Source organism: Mycobacterium sp. ST-F2 (assembly GCF_001905655.1).
Classification (GTDB): Bacteria; Actinomycetota; Actinomycetes; order Mycobacteriales; family Mycobacteriaceae; genus Mycobacterium.
The window spans coordinates 165,362-183,311 of sequence record NZ_JMHT01000005.1 but is presented as its reverse complement, the minus strand read 5'-3'; the positions used below and the strand labels follow the sequence as shown (position 1 = coordinate 183,311).

The 17,950-nt window shown below is 66.3% G+C and carries 21 protein-coding genes; 11 read left to right on the top strand and 10 right to left on the bottom strand.

Features of this window, described 5'->3' with window-relative positions; all coding sequences use genetic code 11:
• Positions 1-12: 12 nt before the first annotated feature.
• Positions 13-354 carry a rhodanese-like domain-containing protein gene (locus tag EB75_RS02535; RefSeq protein ID WP_073693903.1) on the bottom strand — a complete coding sequence of 114 codons (342 nt, stop codon included), beginning with the start codon at positions 352-354 and terminating at the stop codon, positions 13-15.
• 393 nt (positions 355-747) lie between these two features.
• Between EB75_RS02535 and EB75_RS29160 the strand changes: the two genes are divergently transcribed.
• From EB75_RS29160 to EB75_RS02520, 4 genes are all read left to right on the top strand, one after another.
• Entirely contained in the window at positions 748-903 is a 156-nt protein-coding gene (locus EB75_RS29160) for a hypothetical protein (protein WP_168175962.1), read from the top strand.
• 144 nt (positions 904-1,047) lie between these two features.
• Positions 1,048-1,671: a superoxide dismutase gene (locus EB75_RS02530; RefSeq protein ID WP_073693902.1), complete on the top strand. Its 624-nt coding sequence runs from the start codon at positions 1,048-1,050 to the stop codon at positions 1,669-1,671.
• 217 nt (positions 1,672-1,888) lie between these two features.
• Entirely contained in the window at positions 1,889-2,422 is a 534-nt protein-coding gene (locus EB75_RS02525) for a peptidase (RefSeq protein WP_073693901.1), read from the top strand.
• 435 nt (positions 2,423-2,857) lie between these two features.
• Complete coding sequence (locus EB75_RS02520; RefSeq protein WP_073693900.1) at positions 2,858-3,256, top strand: helix-turn-helix domain-containing protein; 399 nt, start codon at positions 2,858-2,860, stop codon at positions 3,254-3,256.
• A 47-nt stretch (positions 3,257-3,303) separates the two neighbouring features.
• Here EB75_RS02520 and EB75_RS02515 read toward each other — a convergent pair whose 3' ends face one another.
• The 3 genes from EB75_RS02515 to EB75_RS02505 all read right to left on the bottom strand — a co-directional run bounded on the left by EB75_RS02515 (position 3,304) and on the right by EB75_RS02505 (position 5,821).
• On the bottom strand, positions 3,304-4,467 hold the full coding sequence (locus EB75_RS02515; protein WP_073693899.1) for a hypothetical protein: 1,164 nt from the start codon (positions 4,465-4,467) through the stop codon (positions 3,304-3,306).
• Positions 4,464-4,955 carry an ImmA/IrrE family metallo-endopeptidase gene (locus EB75_RS02510; RefSeq protein ID WP_073693898.1) on the bottom strand — a complete coding sequence of 164 codons (492 nt, stop codon included), beginning with the start codon at positions 4,953-4,955 and terminating at the stop codon, positions 4,464-4,466. The genes EB75_RS02515 and EB75_RS02510 overlap by 4 nt, the downstream gene beginning before the upstream one ends.
• A gap of 62 nt (positions 4,956-5,017) precedes the next feature.
• Positions 5,018-5,821, bottom strand: a complete 804-nt coding sequence (locus tag EB75_RS02505) for a hypothetical protein (RefSeq protein ID WP_073693897.1) — start codon at positions 5,819-5,821, stop codon at positions 5,018-5,020.
• A gap of 889 nt (positions 5,822-6,710) precedes the next feature.
• Here EB75_RS02505 and EB75_RS02500 point away from each other — a divergent pair.
• From EB75_RS02500 to rraA, 3 genes are read left to right on the top strand one after another with little or no spacing between them, the layout of a single operon-like run.
• Positions 6,711-7,367 (top strand): DUF6474 family protein, encoded by a 657-nt coding sequence (locus EB75_RS02500; RefSeq protein ID WP_073693896.1) that lies wholly within the window; start codon positions 6,711-6,713, stop codon positions 7,365-7,367.
• A gap of 20 nt (positions 7,368-7,387) precedes the next feature.
• Positions 7,388-7,792: a hypothetical protein gene (locus EB75_RS02495; protein WP_073693895.1), complete on the top strand. Its 405-nt coding sequence runs from the start codon at positions 7,388-7,390 to the stop codon at positions 7,790-7,792.
• A gap of 23 nt (positions 7,793-7,815) precedes the next feature.
• The gene (gene rraA / locus EB75_RS02490) at positions 7,816-8,295 is read left to right on the top strand and encodes a ribonuclease E activity regulator RraA (RefSeq protein ID WP_073693894.1); all 480 of its coding nucleotides are present in this window, start codon (positions 7,816-7,818) and stop codon (positions 8,293-8,295) included.
• Positions 8,296-8,365: 70 nt separating this feature from the next.
• Here the strand turns inward: rraA and EB75_RS02485 are convergent, their stop codons facing one another.
• The gene (locus EB75_RS02485; protein WP_073693893.1) at positions 8,366-9,835 is read right to left on the bottom strand and encodes a flavin-containing monooxygenase; all 1,470 of its coding nucleotides are present in this window, start codon (positions 9,833-9,835) and stop codon (positions 8,366-8,368) included.
• Positions 9,836-9,913: 78 nt separating this feature from the next.
• Here EB75_RS02485 and EB75_RS02480 point away from each other — a divergent pair, with 78 nt between their 5' ends.
• Genes EB75_RS02480 through dinB form a run of 3 tightly spaced genes read left to right on the top strand, consistent with a single transcriptional unit; the run spans position 9,914 to position 13,338 of the window.
• On the top strand, positions 9,914-10,549 hold the full coding sequence (locus EB75_RS02480; RefSeq protein ID WP_073693892.1) for a TetR/AcrR family transcriptional regulator: 636 nt from the start codon (positions 9,914-9,916) through the stop codon (positions 10,547-10,549).
• 20 nt (positions 10,550-10,569) lie between these two features.
• The gene (locus tag EB75_RS02475) at positions 10,570-12,075 is read left to right on the top strand and encodes an adenylate/guanylate cyclase domain-containing protein (RefSeq protein ID WP_073693891.1); all 1,506 of its coding nucleotides are present in this window, start codon (positions 10,570-10,572) and stop codon (positions 12,073-12,075) included.
• 48 nt (positions 12,076-12,123) lie between these two features.
• Positions 12,124-13,338, top strand: coding sequence for a DNA polymerase IV (dinB, locus tag EB75_RS02470; protein WP_142239384.1), 1,215 nt, complete (start codon positions 12,124-12,126; stop codon positions 13,336-13,338).
• Here dinB and EB75_RS02465 read toward each other — a convergent pair.
• The 4 genes from EB75_RS02465 to EB75_RS02450 are packed head-to-tail and all read right to left on the bottom strand — an operon-like array spanning position 13,335 to position 15,498.
• On the bottom strand, positions 13,335-13,727 hold the full coding sequence (locus tag EB75_RS02465; RefSeq protein ID WP_073693889.1) for a hypothetical protein: 393 nt from the start codon (positions 13,725-13,727) through the stop codon (positions 13,335-13,337). The genes dinB and EB75_RS02465 overlap by 4 nt on opposite strands.
• The gene (locus tag EB75_RS02460) at positions 13,724-14,044 is read right to left on the bottom strand and encodes a DUF4333 domain-containing protein (RefSeq protein ID WP_073693888.1); all 321 of its coding nucleotides are present in this window, start codon (positions 14,042-14,044) and stop codon (positions 13,724-13,726) included. Before EB75_RS02460 ends, EB75_RS02465 begins: the two co-directional genes overlap by 4 nt.
• 16 nt (positions 14,045-14,060) lie before the next feature.
• Positions 14,061-14,483, bottom strand: a complete 423-nt coding sequence (locus EB75_RS02455; RefSeq protein WP_073693887.1) for a hypothetical protein — start codon at positions 14,481-14,483, stop codon at positions 14,061-14,063.
• Positions 14,484-14,493: 10 nt separating this feature from the next.
• The gene (locus tag EB75_RS02450) at positions 14,494-15,498 is read right to left on the bottom strand and encodes a PHP domain-containing protein (protein ID WP_073693886.1); all 1,005 of its coding nucleotides are present in this window, start codon (positions 15,496-15,498) and stop codon (positions 14,494-14,496) included.
• 71 nt (positions 15,499-15,569) lie between these two features.
• Here EB75_RS02450 and EB75_RS02445 point away from each other — a divergent pair, with 71 nt between their 5' ends.
• Positions 15,570-16,421 carry an LLM class F420-dependent oxidoreductase gene (locus EB75_RS02445; protein WP_073693885.1) on the top strand — a complete coding sequence of 284 codons (852 nt, stop codon included), beginning with the start codon at positions 15,570-15,572 and terminating at the stop codon, positions 16,419-16,421.
• 530 nt (positions 16,422-16,951) lie between these two features.
• On the opposite strand, the gene EB75_RS02440 is transcribed toward EB75_RS02445, so the two are convergent.
• Positions 16,952-17,743: a polysaccharide deacetylase family protein gene (locus EB75_RS02440; RefSeq protein ID WP_073693977.1), complete on the bottom strand. Its 792-nt coding sequence runs from the start codon at positions 17,741-17,743 to the stop codon at positions 16,952-16,954.
• Positions 17,744-17,950: the final 207 nt, after the last annotated feature.

Sequence of the window (17,950 nt, the reverse complement as noted above, 5' to 3'; positions counted from 1 at the left end):
CCTACGGGCCGGTCAGATGGCGCCGGGGGCGCCGTCGCCGGTGACGACCGGGCGGCCGGACCCGGCCCAGGCCAGCATGCCGCCGTTGACGTTGATCGGCTCGAACCCGTTGCGAGCCAGGTAATGCGACACCTTCAGCGACCGGCCGCCGGCATGGCAGATGACATACAGCGTGGCATCGCCGTCGATCTCCCCCAGCCGGCCCGGTACCTCGCTCATCGGGATGTGCTGCGCCCCGGCGGCATGCCCGCGGGCCCACTCGTCGTCCTCGCGCACGTCGAGCAGGACCGTGCTGGCGTCGAACTCGGTGGGCAACTGGTCGGCGTCAATCTGCGGCACATGCACATCGTCCATGGGTACATGCTGGCACGGGCAGCGCTCGTGTCACCAGGCGCGTCGTGACAGCAATTGGCCAACTATCCACAGTTTCCACAGGTTCATCCACAGGGCGCCGACCCGCCCGCGGGCATCCGTACCGGCCATAGCACCCCGCACCGACACTTGACTGGGGATAAACCGCCGCCGCTGGACGCGGTTGATCAACAGGCCGACACGCGGGGCGAGCGAAAAAGCTTGCCGAGCTAAGTAATTTTGCGGTCGCGGACCCGACCCGCCGCCGCTGGCGCCCGATTTCCCCGTCCCGCTGGCAAACGGTTATGATCGGCGTCACAACATCGGGTTGTGACACTCCTCACTTCACGCGAAATCGGGAACTGAGGACTGTTCAGGCAGGTCAGGGAGCATGCAATGGCGGCACATCCGTTGCGTCCGAGCTCGGGCGCATCGCCAGAGTGGCATTCCGCTTTCCCGTCGCGCACCCACAGCCAACTCGTCGCCTGTATCCGCGCCGGCATCATCGCGCTGTTCCTGCTCGTCGTGCTCGTTCTGATCGTTCTGGTCTAAAGCCCCAACGGGCGCCGATCTCACCCCTGTTGCGGGGGTGTCCTTGCGGTGCGCGCACCGATGGAGCAATGTGGTCTCGGATCTGTGGACGAACCCCAACTAGGGTCGTTGATCCCGCACGCGATCATCTAAGGAAGGAATTCTGTGGCTGAGTACACCCTGCCGGAACTGGACTACGACTATGGCGCCCTGGAGCCGCACATCTCCGGTCAGATCAACGAAATCCACCACAGCAAGCACCACGCGGCCTACGTCAAGGGCGTCAACGATGCGGTGGCCAAGCTTGAGGAGGCGCGGGCCGGAGACGACCACGCCGCCATCTTCCTCAACGAGAAGAACCTGGCCTTCCACCTCGGCGGTCACGTCAACCACTCGATCTGGTGGAAGAACCTGTCGCCCAACGGTGGCGACAAGCCGACCGGCGAACTCGCGCAGGCCATCGACGACCAGTTCGGTTCGTTCGACAAGTTCCGCGCGCAGTTCACCGCGGCCGCCAACGGCCTGCAGGGCTCGGGCTGGGCGGTGCTCGGTTACGACAGCCTGGGCGACCGGCTGCTGACCTTCCAGCTGTACGACCAGCAGGCCAACGTGCCGCTCGGCATCATCCCGCTGCTGCAGGTCGACATGTGGGAGCACGCCTTCTACCTGCAGTACAAGAACGTCAAGGCGGACTACGTGAAGGCCTTCTGGAACGTCGTCAACTGGGCCGACGTGCAGGAGCGGTTCGCCGCAGCCACCACGAAGACCAACGGCCTGATCTTCGGCTGATATCGCGTTTCGGCGGTAACGGGGCGTCGCGCTGCTGCGCGGCGCCCCGTTCTCGTTACCACCGAAACGTCGTCTGCGCGAGCCGAAGCCACTTCCGGCCCACGTGACACTTCTGGCACTCGGACACTCTTGCGTGCTAACCCGCCACTGCCGCACCCTGTAAGCAGCGATCCACTGTCGTATCGGCACGATTGCTGACTGAGTACCGGAGGCAGCCATGGACAGCGGGTCTGGCCAAGCGGTCGAGATTGCACCGTTCCATTCCGGCGGCGCACTCAAGGGGTTCGTGGTCTCCGGCCGGTGGCCGGATTCGACCAAGGAATGGGCCCAGCTACTGATGGTCGCGGTACGGGTGGCGTCCCTGCCCGGCTTGCTGGCCACCACCACCATCTTCGGGGCGCGCGAAGAACTGCCAGAACATCCACAGCCGGGAACGGTCGGCCTGGTTCTCGCCGAAGGTCCCGTTGTCGGCGAAGCCGCGGTGCCGCCCGGATATTTCGCCGACCGCCAGCCACCGGCGCTGCTGATGCTCCATCCGCCGGCGGAGACGACACCGTCCCTTCCGGAATGCCGGGGCGCGGCGTCCGGGTGTCTGCTCCTGCCCGGACTCCCTTACCTGGGGCTCGACCATCGAGCCGCCTGGGTCGAAGCCGAGGCCGACGGCACCATCACGTCGATGGTCAGCAGAGTCGGCGTGGACCCCATCAGCCACCCGGATACCGCGATTCTGGCCATGCTGCTTGCCGCCTGACGCGGCAATGGGTCGACAGCAAAGAGCTCGCATTTTCGCTGCGCGGCCGCGACCGCTCGACAACCAGCGCGCGCGGTTGCCGCGTCCCGCCGCAATGGTTAATCGCCGGTAGGCTGACGGCAAATACTTGGAGACGCATCGACCGCGCCGCGCGCGGATTGCTGATTTGTCCACCACCCGACAGCGACGGCGACGCATCGCGCAGCCGAGGTGCGGGCAAAATAGCACATGCGTCAAAATTTGCCTTGGCGGGCTGCCGGAAGGTGCTGGGATCCACCATTAGAATCCCAGCTCGGGGGCCTATCAACCGAGAAATTTGGTAGCTGGATCGAGTTTTCCGTGGTTTGCACTTGGCTCCCGGCGCAACTCTCGCTACGATAGTCAGCAAATAGTGACACTGACGCCTGTAGTTATCGTTAAGTGGAGGAATAAACGATGAGCATGACGTTCGCCGCTCGGCTGAACCGGCTGTTTGACACCGTCTACCCGCCAGGACGCGGTGCCCACACATCTGCCGAGGTCATCGCTGCACTTAAGGCCGAAGGTGTGACCATGTCCGCCCCGTACCTGTCGCAGCTGCGTTCGGGCAACCGGACCAACCCGTCGGTCGCGACCATGGCCGCGCTTGCCAACTTCTTCCGGATCAAGCCGGCGTACTTCACCGACGACGAGTACTACGAGAAGCTCGACAAGGAGCTGACGTGGCTCGCCAACATGCGCGATGAGGGCATCCGCCGCATTGCCGCTCGGACCGTCGGCCTGTCCCCGGAAGCCAAGAAGGACATCGCCGACAAGGTCGACGAACTGCGTCGCCAAGAGAACCTCGACAGCTAATCCGGTTAGCCCGAACGGGCTCACCTCAATACGACCAGCGGATTCCGTTAATCCGCTGGTCGTACTGCTTTAACGCGCCCGACAGACGCCTTGGCAGCCGTGCCTGTCGCCTCAGCTTTTCCCTGCCGGTCCAGCTCGCGGTACTGCGCGGCAATCGCCAGGATCCATTCCCGGTCCGAATACGTCGAGGGCTGTCGCAGCCAGCTCGGCCCCGGAAACTTCGTGCGGGACCGCCCCTTGGGCGCATCGCTGCGACCGTCGTAAATCCAGCTCGCCACCCGCCGCGCCTGCGCCTCGGGCGTCACGCCCGTGCGCTCGCTGTCCGAAAGGTGGCCGCCGTCGAGGACGGCGGTGGCCTCCAGATACAGCGCGTCGGAAATCAGCGACATCTGCTCGGCGACGCGGAACAGCAGTGGCCCACGCGGGCGCTCGCCGATCCCGATGTTCGGGTGCCGGCGACTCAACTCGGTGAGCAGCGGAGCGATGGTTCGCAGTTCCCGCCGCGCACCGAACCAATCCTCGACACTGGGCAGCAGCGAGCCGCTGGCCACCACCAGCATGGCGCAGCCGAGGATGGTCGCGGCCGCGCCGACGCCGACCAACTGGGTGCTGCCCACGGCGCGCAACAGAATGAAGGCGCTGGCCAGCACGATCAGCACGATGCCGATGCTGAAGACGAACAAGGCCCGGCCACGCCGGGTCCGGTTGGAGTTGCGCACACCGGCCCACGCCACCAGCGTCAGCGCCAGCAACACATACAACAACGGCAGCAGCCACGACAGCGAGTTGCCGCCCGACCCGAGATTCCGGCGCAGGTACTCCTCCGGTGCCATCTCCGGCTGCCGCGGGGTCAGAAAGAACAGCACCAGCGTCAAAGCCGCGATGGCCGCGGCGACGCTGTACTGAGCCAGGGCGATGCGGCGGATCGCCAGCGGCTTACGGCTCGACGATGCAGACGTGATCATCACGCAGCTGCCGGCTGCGCAGGCGATCAACGCCACCTGGCTCAGCATGCTGGACACGTTGGGCCAGTGCAGCAGGGTGTCGAGCAGCAGTGTGAGCGGCTCCCAGTTCAGTGCCGCGACCAAGCCCAGACTGCCGAGCGCGACGATCATCGCGGCGCTGACGAGCGACTGCTTGTTGACCAGTGCCCAACCGATACGAAGGCCGGTCGCCAGGCCGAGCAGGCCGGCGATTACCCAGATGATCAACCAAACGCCTCGCCGAGCCGGATCTGAACGATCGAGGAGCGGTCAGAAGGCAGCCGACCCAACCGGTGGATCAGCAGCGCTGCGAAATCCTCGGCCTCCTGCTCTGCTTCCTCACCGGCCGGACCCATGCAGCCCGTCCGCTGATTGAGCATGTAGCCGATGAGGTCCGAACTCGCGAACTCCATGGAGTCGCGGGCCGCCTCGACGACGGAGACGCCCTCATGCCCCAGCACCAGGTGGCCGAGCTCATGGGCGAGGGTCCGATCGCCGGCCGGCAGCCCCTTCTGCAAGAGGAAGACGTCGCGGTCGTTGTACTGGCGCCATTGTCCGCACACCCCGGCGGGCAGGTCGGCCATGGTCACCTCGATGGGGCGGCCCCGATCCTCGCTGACCGCTTCGACAAGACGGGCAAGGGAGACTTCACCACGTCGCGGGGCAAGATCCAGCACCGAATTGACGGCGCGTGTGACACGGCGGCTCGCGGGCATGCCGAACCCCCTTTCACTGCGATTGGCACGGTTATCACCAATTGTGCCGCACACCTATACCGTCAGGTCATAAATCGTGCAGTGCCGCTGCGGCGGACCACATGACCTGCGCGCGCCTGCCGGTAGCCGACGAGTCCACCGGCGCCGGTCAGGATGAGGATTCCGGTGAAGCCGGGGACGGCCACCGCCGCCACTTCACTGAGCCCGGCTGCGCGCAGGTAATCAGGATATCCGGCGCGGAACGCGGGGTCGGCGACGATCTCGTGCTTGGCTCCGAACGTCGTCGGTTCCGGCGACCGCACCGCCGGGACCTCAGCCGGAGCACTGACGACGACAGGGTTGTCGAATTTGAGTGCGGGGAAGGCCGGAGTGTCCAACACCGGGGCCACAGGCACGCCCGCCGCCGGCGCGGGGGTGCGGTTCGGGCGCCCGAGGTTCATGACCGGGACGACTTGCTCGCCGAGCATCGAAATCGATGTCTGCATGAACGGCAGCGACGTCGCCACGTCGAGGGTCGCGTTGGCGAGGCCCGCGACGAAGTCGTACACCGGCGCGATGTGGGCGAGGACGAAGACCGGGATGACTGCGAGCTGAGCCAGCACCGGAATGTTGGACACGTCGGGCAGCTGAGGGAGCTGATCCCACCGCGGCAACCTCGGTACCAGCGACGCCAGCGGGATCTTCGTCAGGTCGACGCTCTGCACCGTGCCGGTCGGAGTCGTGTGAACTGCCGCGGCGGGCAGGGAGAACATCAAACCCATCAGGTTGATGGTGCTGGTGGCCGCGGTCGTCGTCGGTTTGACGGTCGGTGTCGTGGGGGACGACGTCGGCGATGCCGGGCCGGCCGAACCCGCCCCTGACTTCACCCCGGTCGGAGTCGGGAGTTTGGGCAGACCCGGCAGACCCGCGAGGGTGGGCAGGCCGGGGAGGCTCGGGATTTTGGGGAGCCGGATTCCGGGGATACCGATGGCGGTGGCCGGTGTCGGGTCGGTTGCGGGAGCGGGTGCGCTCGAGCCGGGGTCGGTCTGCTGCGTCGCCGAGGTGGCCGACGGCTGGTGTTCGCCAGCCGCCGCGGTGGACGTTCCAGTTTCCCCGGACTGCCCAGGAGAAGCGTCGCTATTTTGTTTGCTGGAAGGGTCACTCCCCGTTGCATTCGTGCCCGATTCCGTAGCCTTGCGAGGGCCGTGTACATCGGTATCGGAACCACCCTGAGCAACGGAGCCGGACGAGCCGCGCTTATCTTTTTTCGCGCCCGAACCGGAACGGCCCTTCGATGGCGCCTTGTCGCCGTCGTCCGTCCGCCCAGCCGCCTGCCCGGGGGTCGTGTGCCCGCCACCAGCGGTTGAGCTGCCACTAGGCTTCGTGACGTCGTGGGAAGCCCCGCCACTGTGGTCACTCGAGCCACCGCCGGACGCCACGGAGTCAGCGAAGGCGTTCGCGCCACCCATGCCAGCGATCAACAGCCCAGATGCCATCAGCGCGGCAGCTGTAGCTATTCGTTGGCGTGGCGCCATCGTCCCCCGCTTTCATGGCATCGCAGAATCCGCTCAGATGAATTGTGAATAATTGTCGCACAACGCCCAGACTTTGTTTGCTGGATAAAGTAGCGAGAATTGTGTGAAATTCCACCCTGGAATTGCGGCGTAATTCGACCCGCGACCCGGTGCCCGATTCGGGCCTACGGACGATAGGGTGACGTCACCATCGCAGCAAGATCGTGCACACGTGTCGAGACGACCGGGAGGTCAGCCGAGAATGGGCCTGTTCAAGCGACGCAAGAGCCGGGCAACCCGTCGCGCCGAGGCGAAGGCGATCAAGGCGAAGGCGAAACTCGAGGCGCGGCTGTCTGCCAAGAACGAAGCTCGCCGCATCAAGGCTGACGGTCGTCGGCAAACCAAGCGCGACCGCGCCGGCGTCAAAGCCCAGCGGGACAGCGACAAGGTGGCACTCAAGGTTGCTGAAACCCAGCTGCGAGCGGTCCGCGAGGGCAAGTTGCTGTCGCCGACCAAGATTCGCCGGCTGTTGACGGTGTCGCGAATTCTCACCCCCGTCGTCGTGCCCGTCGCCTACCGGGCCGCGATTGCCGCACGCGGCGTCATCGACCAACGCCGCGCCGATCAACTGGGCGTCCCGCTCAGCCAGATCGGGCAGTTCTCGGGCACCGGCGGCGCGCTGTCGGCCCGGATCGCCGGCGCGGAGCGCTCGCTGCGCCAGGTGGCCGAGAACAAGCCCAAGGACGCCGAGACCAAGCAGTTCGTGACGACGCTGTCGAGCAAGCTGGCCGATCTCTCGGCCGCGGTGACGGCGGCGGAGAACATGCCGGCCCCGCAGCGGCGGACCGCGCACGCCGCCATCGAGACGCAGCTGAACGGCATCGACGCAGACGTCCTGGCCCGGCTCGGAGTCGCCTGACCGCGCGGAGGAGCACCCCCATGGCAGACGAGCAGAATCCGGCCGACGAGCCGCAGCCCGCCGTTCCGGCGAAGAAGACGCCGGCCAAGAAAGTGCCGGCCAAGAAAGCGGCCGCGAAGAAGGCTCCTGCCAAGAAAGTGCCGGCCAAAAAGACGCCCGCCAAAAAGGCTCCTGCGAAGAAGGCCGCGACCACCGCCCCGGCCAAGAAGGCCCCCGCGAAGAAGGCGCCGCCGAAGGTCGCCCCGCCACCGCCACCGGCGCCTGAGCCCCCGGCTCCCGAGCCTGTCGCACCGGCGCCGGCGCCCGTCCTCACCCTGGCCCCGCCCACTTCCCAGCGCTCCCGAGTGCCCGCGGCCGCGGTGATCGCCGCGGGCGTGCTGGCCCTGCTCGTCGTGCTGCTGGCCCGACGCCGCGCCACGGACTGACGCCGCCCTGAGATAATCGGCGCGTGACCATCGAACCCCGCGCCACTGCTGACCTCGTCGACGAGATCTACCCCGATGTCCGCAGCTGCGATCTGCAGTTGCAGAACTACGGCGGTCGGACCATGTTCGCCGGCCCGATCACCACGGTGAAGTGCTTCCAGGACAACGCCCTGCTCAAGTCGATCCTGTCGACCCCGGGCGACGGCGGCGTCCTGGTCGTCGACGGCGACGGCTCGCTGCACACCGCCCTGGTCGGCGACATCATCGCCGGCCTCGCGCACGACAACGGCTGGTCGGGCGTCATCGTCAACGGCCCGGTGCGCGACGCGTCGACGCTGCGCACCATCGACGTCGGCATCAAGGCGCTGGGCACCAACCCCCGCAAGGGCACCAAGACCGGCGCCGGCGAGCGCGACGTCGAGGTGACCTTCGGCGGCGTCACCTTCGTCCCGGGCGACATCGCCTACTGCGATGAGGACGGCATCGTGGTGGTGACGCCGTGACGGCGTGACGCCTTCAGCGCAATACGGAAAAGCCCCCACCGCGAAGTGGGGGCTTTTCGCATCTGATGGATCAAACTGTCACTGCGGCACGGTGTTTCGTGAACTGCAGGGCCTGCTCGTCGACCTTGCCGTACCGGATGGTCCGCATGTCGAAGAAGTAGTTCTGCTTGAGCTTCCACGGTGCTTCCGAGCCCGACTTCGGCAGGCTGTCCATGGCCCGCTTGAAGTAGCCGGGGGTGAAGTCCATGAACGGCAGCTCGTCGACGCTGTCGCCGGGGTGCTGCGGCTCGACGCGATCAAAACCGTTGGCGTCCATGTAGTTCAGCACGCGGCAGATGAACTCGGACACCAGGTCGGCCTTGAGCGTCCAGGACGCGTTGGTGTACCCGAAGGTGATGGCCATGTTCGGCACACCCGAGAGCATGAGGCCCTTGTAGGTCATGCTCGAGGGCAGGTCGATGGGCTCACCGTTGCGGTGGGCGATGGCGCCGCCGAACAGCTGCATGTTCAAACCTGTTGCGGTGACGATGATGTCGGCCTGCAGCTCCTCGCCGGAGCTCAGCTTGATGCCGTTCTCGGTGAAGGTCTCGATGGTGTCGGTGACGACGCCGGCCTTGCCCGAGCGGATGGCCTTGAACAGATCGCCGTTGGGCGCCAAGCAGACTCGCTCGTCCCAGGGGTTGTAGCGCGGGCTGAAGTGCTTGTCGTAGTCGAAGCCTTCCGGCAGGCGGCGGGTCGCCATCTGGCGCAGCGCCTTCTTGAACACCGCCGGGAACTTGCGGGCCAGCTGGTACTGCCCGGTGCTGTAGCCGATCTGCTTCCAGCGGTTCACGAAGTGCGCGAGGTGCTTCGGCAGGTACTTGTTGGTCTGCTTGGCAATCGGGTCCTCCAGCGGCAGCGCGCCGATGTAGGTGGGCGAGCGCTGCAGCATGGTCACGTGGCCCACGCCCCCGCTCACCAGCGACGGGATCAGCGTGACAGCCGTTGCGCCGGAACCGATCACGACGACGTTCTTGCCGGTGTAGTCCAGATCCTCGGGCCAGTGCTGCGGGTGGACGATCTGTCCCTTGAAATCGGCGGCGCCGGGGAACTCGGGCGAGTAGCCCTGGTCGTAGTTGTAGTAGCCGCTGCACACCGACAGGAACGACGCGGTGATCTGCTTTTCCTCGCCGCCGGCGGTGATGTTGATGGTCCAGCGGTTGTCGGCGTCCGACCAGTCCACCGAGGTGACGTGCTGGCCGGTGCGGATGTGCCGGCGGATGCCGTTCTCGTCGGCGGCCTCGTTGATGTAGTTCCAGATGGACTGGCCGTCGGCGATCGACTTGGCAGACTCCCACGGCTTGAACCGGAAGCCGAGGGTGAACATGTCGGAGTCCGAGCGGATGCCGGGGTACTTGAACAGGTCCCAGGTGCCACCGATGTTCTCCCGGCGCTCCAGGATCACGTAGCTCTTGGTGGGGCAGCGGTCCTGGAGGTGCCAGGCGGTGCTGATGCCGGAGATACCGGCACCGACGATGACAACATCGAAGTGTTCGATCATGGTACCGACGGTATCAACATGGTGTTGAGTCGGTCAACGGTGTGTTGAGAAGCTCGACAAACTGTTAGGCTCAGCTGCGTGAGTACCGCCGCACAGACCCGGACACCCCGGGGCCGGCGCGCGGCCCGACCGTCCGGTGACGACCGCGAAGCAGCAATCCTCGCCACCGCGACAACGCTCCTGCAGCAGCGTTCCTTCTCGGAGATTTCGGTCGACGATCTGGCCAAAGGCGCCGGCATCTCCCGCCCCACGTTCTACTTCTACTTCCCGTCCAAGGAAGCGGTGCTGCTGTCGCTGCTCGATCCGCTGATCAAGCGCGCCGACACCGGATTCGACGGTGCACTCGAGGACATGCCGGCCGACCCCAAGGAGGCCATCCGGCACGGCATCGAGATCTTCTTCAGCTCGTTCGGTTCCCACCCGGCCACCGCCCGGGCCGGCGTCGAGGCCGTCAGGACGGTTGCGGAGTTCCGTGAATTCTGGGCAGGCCTCATGCAGAAGTGGATCAACCTGACCGCCGCCCTGATCAGCGCGGAACGCTCCCGCGGTGCCGCGCCGGAGACCCTGCCCGCGCGCGACCTGGCGACCTCGCTGAACCTGATGAACGAGCGCATGATCATGGCGACCCTGGCCGGCGAGTCCGGGGCCGTCGCCCACGACGACGTCGTGGACACCCTCACCCACATCTGGCTGACCAGCATCTACGGCAGCTGACCACGGAGCGCCGCGCGCACATGGACGCCTTCTGGCAGTGGATGTGGGATCGATTCGGTTCGCGCTATTCGCTGGCACTGGGCACCATCTTGTTCCCGCTGCCGCTGTCGATCTATCTGATCCCGGCGCTGTGCGTTGTCGCGCTCGAGCATTCCAGCCGCTATGGCGCAGCCGTCGCAATCACGGCCGCCACCACATTTGTGGCGGGTGCCGTGACGGCAGTTCCCGGCTTACGCGACATCCGGGTGGTGGAGCGGTGGGCGGCCGGTCACGATGTCGACCGAACCCGCGCCCTCGAGGCCACCTACACCTGGGCTCGCGGGATGATCGTCCGGACAGTGGTGGGCAACGCGATCGGGGGCGCCGTCATCCTGGCCGCCGTCGCGGCGATCGCCGGGGCCGGCCCGCCGCGACTGATCCAGTACGCGGTGCTGGGCGCCGCCTACGGCACCGCGGCCCCCCTTCCCGGCGTGCACAGCTTGGCGGAAGCCGCGCTGCGACCGGCCCGGATCGCCATCGCCGGCGACACCGGGATCGGGGATTCCCTGCCTCGTTCGCGGCCGAGTTTTGCCGGGTGGACGAAGTTGTCCATGGTCGCGATCGCATTCGCGTACTCCGTCGGCGGCGCCATGTTGGCGGTCGCCTTCGACCGTGCGCGCGACATACCAGCGGTCCTCCTCGCGATCGGGTGCGCGTTGACGTTCGCCTTCGCGGTGCCGATCACCTTCGGTGTCGCGTTCTCGCCATCACTGCGACCGATTCGCGACCTCGCGGCGGGAACCGAGCGCGTTGCGGCCGGTGACTACAGCCAGCGCCTGCCCGTGGTGCAGGACGACGATCTCGGCACCCTGGTGGCCTCGTTCAACCGCATGCAGGCGGGTTTGACCGAGCGGCAACGGCTTCAGGCCGCATTCGGCAACTATGTCGACCCGGCTCTGGCCGAACGGCTCCTCGAACAGGGCGACGACATCTTCACCGGCGAGCGCCGCGAGGTGACGGTGATGTTCGTCGACGTGCGCGACTTCACGTCCTTCGCCGAGGCGAACACCGCCGAGGACACCGTCGCGCGCCTCAACGCGCTGTTCGAGATCGTGGTGCCGGCTGTCGTGGACTCCGGCGGGCACATCAACAAGTTCCTGGGCGACGGCGCCATGGCGGTGTTCGGCGCCCCCAACGACCTTGCGAATCACGCCGACGCAGCCCTCACCGCCGCTGTCGTGATCCACCGCCAGGTCACCGAACGATTCGATGGCGAACTGCGCATCGGTATCGGCATCAACACGGGTGTGGTGATCGCCGGGACCATCGGCGGCGGAACCCATCGCGAGTTCACGCTGATCGGCGACACCACCAACGTCGCTGCCCGCGTCGAGCAACTCACCAAGATCACCTGTGACGCGATCCTTCTCACCGACCGCTCCGTCGATGCACTGCATACTCCCCCGCCCGGACTCACCGACCGGGGAGCCCACGCCCTGAAGGGTAAGTCGGCCCCCGTGCGGGTCTTCGGGCTGAATCCCCTCTGAATCCCCTCCAACTTTCCACGCGTCGAACATCTGTGCGAAACTAGGCTGGTGTCGGACGTCCAAGCACACGCCGGGGCAGCCATCCTGCATGCCGACCTCGACTCGTTCTACGCCTCGGTCGAGCAGCGCGACAATCCCGCGCTGCGCCGCCGACCCGTGATCGTCGGCGCCGGCGTGGTGCTCGCCGCCAGCTACGAGGCCAAGGCCTTCGGCGTGCGCACCGCGATGGGTGGGCACCAGGCCCGCAACCTGTGCCCGCAGGCCATCGTCGTGCCGCCGCGGATGTCCGCCTACTCAGCGGCCAGCAAGGCGGTGTTCGAGGTCTTCCACGACACCACCCCACTCGTCGAGCCGTTGTCGGTCGACGAGGCGTTCCTCGACGTCAGTGGCCTCGGCCGGGTGTCGGGCACCCCGGTCCAGATCGGCGCGGCGCTGCGGGACGCGGTCCGCGAGCGCGTCGGCCTGCCCATCACGGTCGGCATCGCCCGCACCAAGTTTCTGGCCAAGGTGGCGAGCCGGGAGGCCAAGCCCGACGGGCTCCTGCTGGTACCGCCGGACCGTGAGCTGGCGTTTCTGCATCCGCTTCCGGTGCAACATCTTTGGGGTGTCGGCGCCAAGACCGCAGACAAACTTCGCGCCCACGGAGTCGAGACCGTGGCCGATGTCGCGGCCCTGACCGAGTCCGAGCTGGGCGCCATGGTGGGTGCGGCCATGGGACGTCAACTGTTCGCGCTGTCGCACAACATCGACCGCAGGCGGGTGACCACGGGCGTCCGGCGGCGCTCGGTCGGCGCCCAGCGTGCCGTCGGCAGGCGCGGAAACTCGATGTCCGACAACGACATCGACGCCATGGTGATCAACCTGGTCGACCGCATCACGCGCCGCATGCGCAGTAGCGGACGGACCGGCCGCACGGTGGTCCTGCGGCTCCGGTTCGACGACTACAGTCGCGCCACGCGCTCGCACACCATGCGCCGTGCCACCGCGTCGACCGAGGAAATCCTCACGGCCGCACGTGGGTTGGTGGCCGCGGCAGGACCGATGATCGCCGAGCGCGGGCTGACCCTGGTGGGGTTCTCGGTGTCGAACGTCGACAACGCCGGCACCGAACAACTCGAGCTGCCGTTCGACGGTGAGCCCGACACCGCCGCGGTGGACTGCGCCGTCGACCTGGTGCGCCAACGGTTCGGCAATGCCTGCCTGACGCGCGGGGTGCTGGTCGGCAAGGATCCGGGTTGGGAAATGCCGATGCTGCCGGACTAACCCGCCCGGTACGTCCACCCTGCATCGGCGACGCACTGCTGGATCGGAAGCTTGATGTCGTCGGTGGTGATCAGGTGGTGCATGCAGTTCGAGTTGCCGGACCAGAACCGCTGCAGATCGCCGGTGTCGTGGCACTCGAGCCACTGGCCCTCGGCATCCTGCCGCCATTCGACCAGGTGGTCCACAGCGTGCAGCAGTTGCTGCTCGGCGTCCAGCCGCAGCTGAATCTGGTAGCTCAGGGCCACCGCGAGGTCTTCGAGCACCTGCCGCCAGTCCGGGTCGTCGGACTTGAATTCGGCCACCAGGTCCACGCCCTCCGCGGCGCCGTCGCGGATCAGCCACGGCCGTGCCGGGCTGTTCAGCTGCAGCAACCGGTCGTGCAGGTTCACTTGCCGGGGATCAGTTCGATGCTCAGGGCGACATCGGCGCCCCGGATCTCAGCGACCCTCACCGTCGCCCGGCGACTCGTCTTGCCGGTGACCACGGTGCAGTTCTGACCCGCTCCGACTGTCGCCTCGAGGCCGCCGTCGCAGACGACGGAATCGATGGTCGCTGTGGTCTTGGTACTGAGGTTCTTCTTGACCTCCGCCTCCAACTTGTCTTTCGGCATCGTGGTAGCCCCAGCGCCCACGTGGAAGGAGCATGACGTCAGCAGACCCACGGCGGCCAGCGCGGCGACCCACCGCGTCTTCGATCGAACGTCCATGCTGAACTCCCTCCGCTCAGAGTTGGGCAACCACGAAACCCGATAGCAGCACCAGAAATCCGCCGACCTCACCGAGGATCAGCGCCACCATCCCGGCGTGCAGCCCGGCGCTGGGATGCTCGAACTGGTTGGTGGTGTCCCGCCGGACTCCGTGCTGGATGTACGCGGCGATCGCCACGACGAAGAAGAACACCAAAACCATTGCGGCCGTGAGGTTCACCCACATGGGCCAGGCGCTGAACTGCACGAACACCGCGACCAGCAGGGTGGAGAACGAATACATCAGCGCGGCCCGATGTGCGATGTCGACGTACGGATGCGCCAGGTGATCGGCATTGACGGCCATCTGCCGGTACTTCCAGATGCCGAGGATCAGCGCCAGCAGAAAGATCACACCCGCAGCGAAAAGCGTGATGGCGGTGGCGGTACCGAGAACCATGGGCCCGACGCTACGCGCCGGTCCACGACAGCAGTCGCTCGACCGGCCAGGTGGTGACGATCCGGTCCTGCGGCACACCGGCGTCCAGCGCCCGCTGCGCCCCGTAGCCGAGGAAGTCCAGCTGCCCGGGCGCATGCGCATCAGTGTCGATCGAGAACAGGCACCCGGCGTCCAACGCCAGGTTCAGCAGCCGGGTCGGCGGGTCGCGCCGTTCCGGGCGCGAATTTATCTCGACGGCAACATCATTGGCGGCGCACGCCGCGAACACCGCTTCGGCGTCGAACTTCGATTCCGGCCGGGTACCCCGGGACCCTTCGACCAGGCGGCCGGTGCAGTGGCCCAGCACGTTCGCCCGGCCACCGGATACCGCGCGGACCATGCGCCGGGTCATGGCGGCGGAGTCCATCGACAGCTTCGAATGCACGCTGGCCACCACCACATCCAGCCGCTCCAACAGTTCGGGCTCCTGATCCAGCGTGCCGTCCTCGAGGATATCGACCTCGATACCGGCGAGGATCCGCATCGGCGCGAACCGGTCCCGGATTTCGTCGATGACGTCCAGCTGCTGACGGAGCCGGTCCGCGCTGAGGCCGTTCGCCACGGTCAGTCGCGGTGAGTGGTCGGTCAGCGCGCAGTACTCATGTCCCAAACGCTGTGCGGTGGCCATCATTTCGCTGATCGGCGCGGATCCGTCGGACCAGTTGGAATGCAGGTGCAGGTCGCCCTTCAGGGCGCCACGCAGCTCACCCCCGCCCAAATCGGCTGCCGCAGTGCGGAGTTGGACCAGCGTGTCGGGCTCACGACCGGCCCACGCCTGGGCGATCACGGCGGCGGTCTTGGGCCCGACACCCGCCAGCGACTGCCAGCCGTTGGCGCGCCCCAGCTTTTCGCGTTGTTCGGCTGTCAGCGCCTCGACCACGTCGGCAGCCTTGCGGTATGCCATGACACGACGGGACTCCTCACGGGCGCGATCCTTGTAGAAGGCGATCTCCCGCAGCGCGGCCACCGGGTCCATGGTGTCCAGTCTGCCAACCCATCCAAAAACTCACAGGAATTAGTCGCCGCCCCTGACTAGTTTGAATAAGCGTGCGATTCGCCTTCAAAACCTCACCGCAGAACACCACCTGGTCGGACATGCTCGCCATCTGGCAGGCCGCCGACGATATCGACGCTTACGAGTCCGGTTGGACCTTCGACCACTTCTATCCGATCTTCTCCGACTCCAGCGGCCCATGCCTGGAGGGTTGGATCACGCTGACCGCGCTGGCGCAGGCCACCAAGCGGCTGCGGGTGGGCGTGCTCGTGACCGGCATTCACTACCGGCACCCCGCCGTGCTGGCCAACATGGCGTCGGCACTGGACATCGTGTCGAACGGCCGGCTGGAACTCGGCATCGGCGCCGGCTGGAACGAGGAGGAGTCCGGTGCCTACGGCATCGAGCTGGGCTCCATCAAGGAGCGGTTCGACCGTTTCGAAGAGGCCTGCGAGGTGCTCAAGGGCCTGCTCAGCCAGGACACCACGACGTTCGACGGGAAGTACTACCAACTGAAGGATGCCCGTAACGAGCCCAAGGGCCCGCAGCAGCCGCACCCGCCGTTCTGCATCGGCGGCAGCGGCGAGAAGCGGACCCTCAAGATCACCGCCAAGTACGCCGACCACTGGAACTTCGTCGGCGGGCCGCCGGAGGAATTTGCCCGCAAGCGCGACGTCCTCGCGGCGCACTGCGCCGACATCGGCCGTGACCCCAAGGAGATCACCCTGTCGGCCCACGTCCGCCTGGGCGAGGACCGGGACTACCGCAAGGTCGTCGACGAGGCCGCCGGGCTGGCCGCGGAGGGTCTCGATCTGGCGATCATCTATCTCCCTCACCCGCATGACGTCGCCGTGCTCGAACCGCTGGCCGAGGCGATCCGCGACTCCGGCCTGCAGACCGCCTGAGATATGGCAACCGCCCGGAGCCGAGAGATCGGTTCCGGGCGGCAGTAGGTTCTTAATTATCGCGAAGGTCACAAATTGATAACGAACAGCAAATCAGCTGGCGCTACCGCCGACCTCGGTCGGCTGGTGCGGTCGAACTGGCGCTAGACGCCGAAGCGGACCATGTCCGCGGCGGTGACCAGGCGCTCGTTCTTGGCCGGAAATTCGCGGCTCTTGACCGGATGCCGGAACAGGGACCAGGCAATACGTCCCATACGTGAACGCGATAGCGGGTTGTTGTACACGGTGATCACTCCTGCGGTCGGCGATTGGTTGCACCGTGGGGCCAGACTATCGCACGGCCCCCGCAATTTCATTACAACGCCGGTCACCGGCAAACCTCTGGAGGCGCGCCGAAGGTAACGTCCGCGTTTCTGGTGTGACTGAAGTGATTCATGTTGCGTGAGAAGTCCTTAAGCCCCTCTTAATTTAAGAGAGTGGACACCGCGCACGTGACCCACCGGACAATATGAGCTACGTCACCCGGCACCTCAGGCAGGCATATCGCGTGGCTTCCGGAACACGTCGTCGAGCGTGACCGTCCGCAGATTTCGCTCCTTCAGGAGGTCCACCAGTTGGCCGTAGACATGCGTCACCGGCAGGTGGTTCAGGTGCCCGATGACCACCGTCTGCTCCGTGAAGTACTTGCCCGCCATCTTGAGGATGTAGTCCTCGGACACGATGTTCTCGTCACCCAGCGATCCCGTCCACATGGTCGGCGTCGAGTAGCCGAGTTCAGCGGCGATCTTGTCGACGATCGCGTTGTGGCTGCCGTACGGCGGCCGGAAGTAGGGCCGTGAGTCGACCCCGAACGTCGACTGCAGAAACTTGTGGTTGCGCTCCAACTGGTCGACGATCTCGTCCTTGGACAGTTTCGCCAGGTCCGGATGCGACCACGTGTGGTTGCCCAGCTGAATCTGCCCCGACTCCACCAACGGCAGCATCAGATCCCGATTCTCGGTCCACGACTGGTACCTGCCGTTGACGAAGTAGGTGAGCCGCATCCCGGTGTCCCGCGCCAGCTTGGTGTACGCACGCACCACTTCGGAGCTCACGCCGTCGTCGAGGGTGATGGCCAAGCGGTTACCCGCCACGCCCGGCAGGCTGCTGATCTCGCCACCACCGGGCAATGCCAAACCCATGCCCCGCTGCACCGGCTCCGTCGGGGCCTTCGGCGGCGCCGCGGCCACGCTGGTGGCCGGTCCGTCGACAGCGCACCGCGCCAGGCCCACCCCCGCGACCACCGAGGCCGACAGACCCACCAAAAAGCGTCGCCGGCTCAGCTCGGAGCCGGCGAACGGGGACCCGGGAGTAGTGGAGTAGTTCGCCATAAGTATTCAGTTCTGGTCGATCGGGACCCGAACCGAATCATTGTGCAACTCTTGTAACACCAGCCTCACTCGACACACCCGGGGTGTATCGAGCTGTTACCAATGCCATCCGATACGCGTCGGGCGTTGACTGTGCGCGTACGCAGATGCTCACCCGGG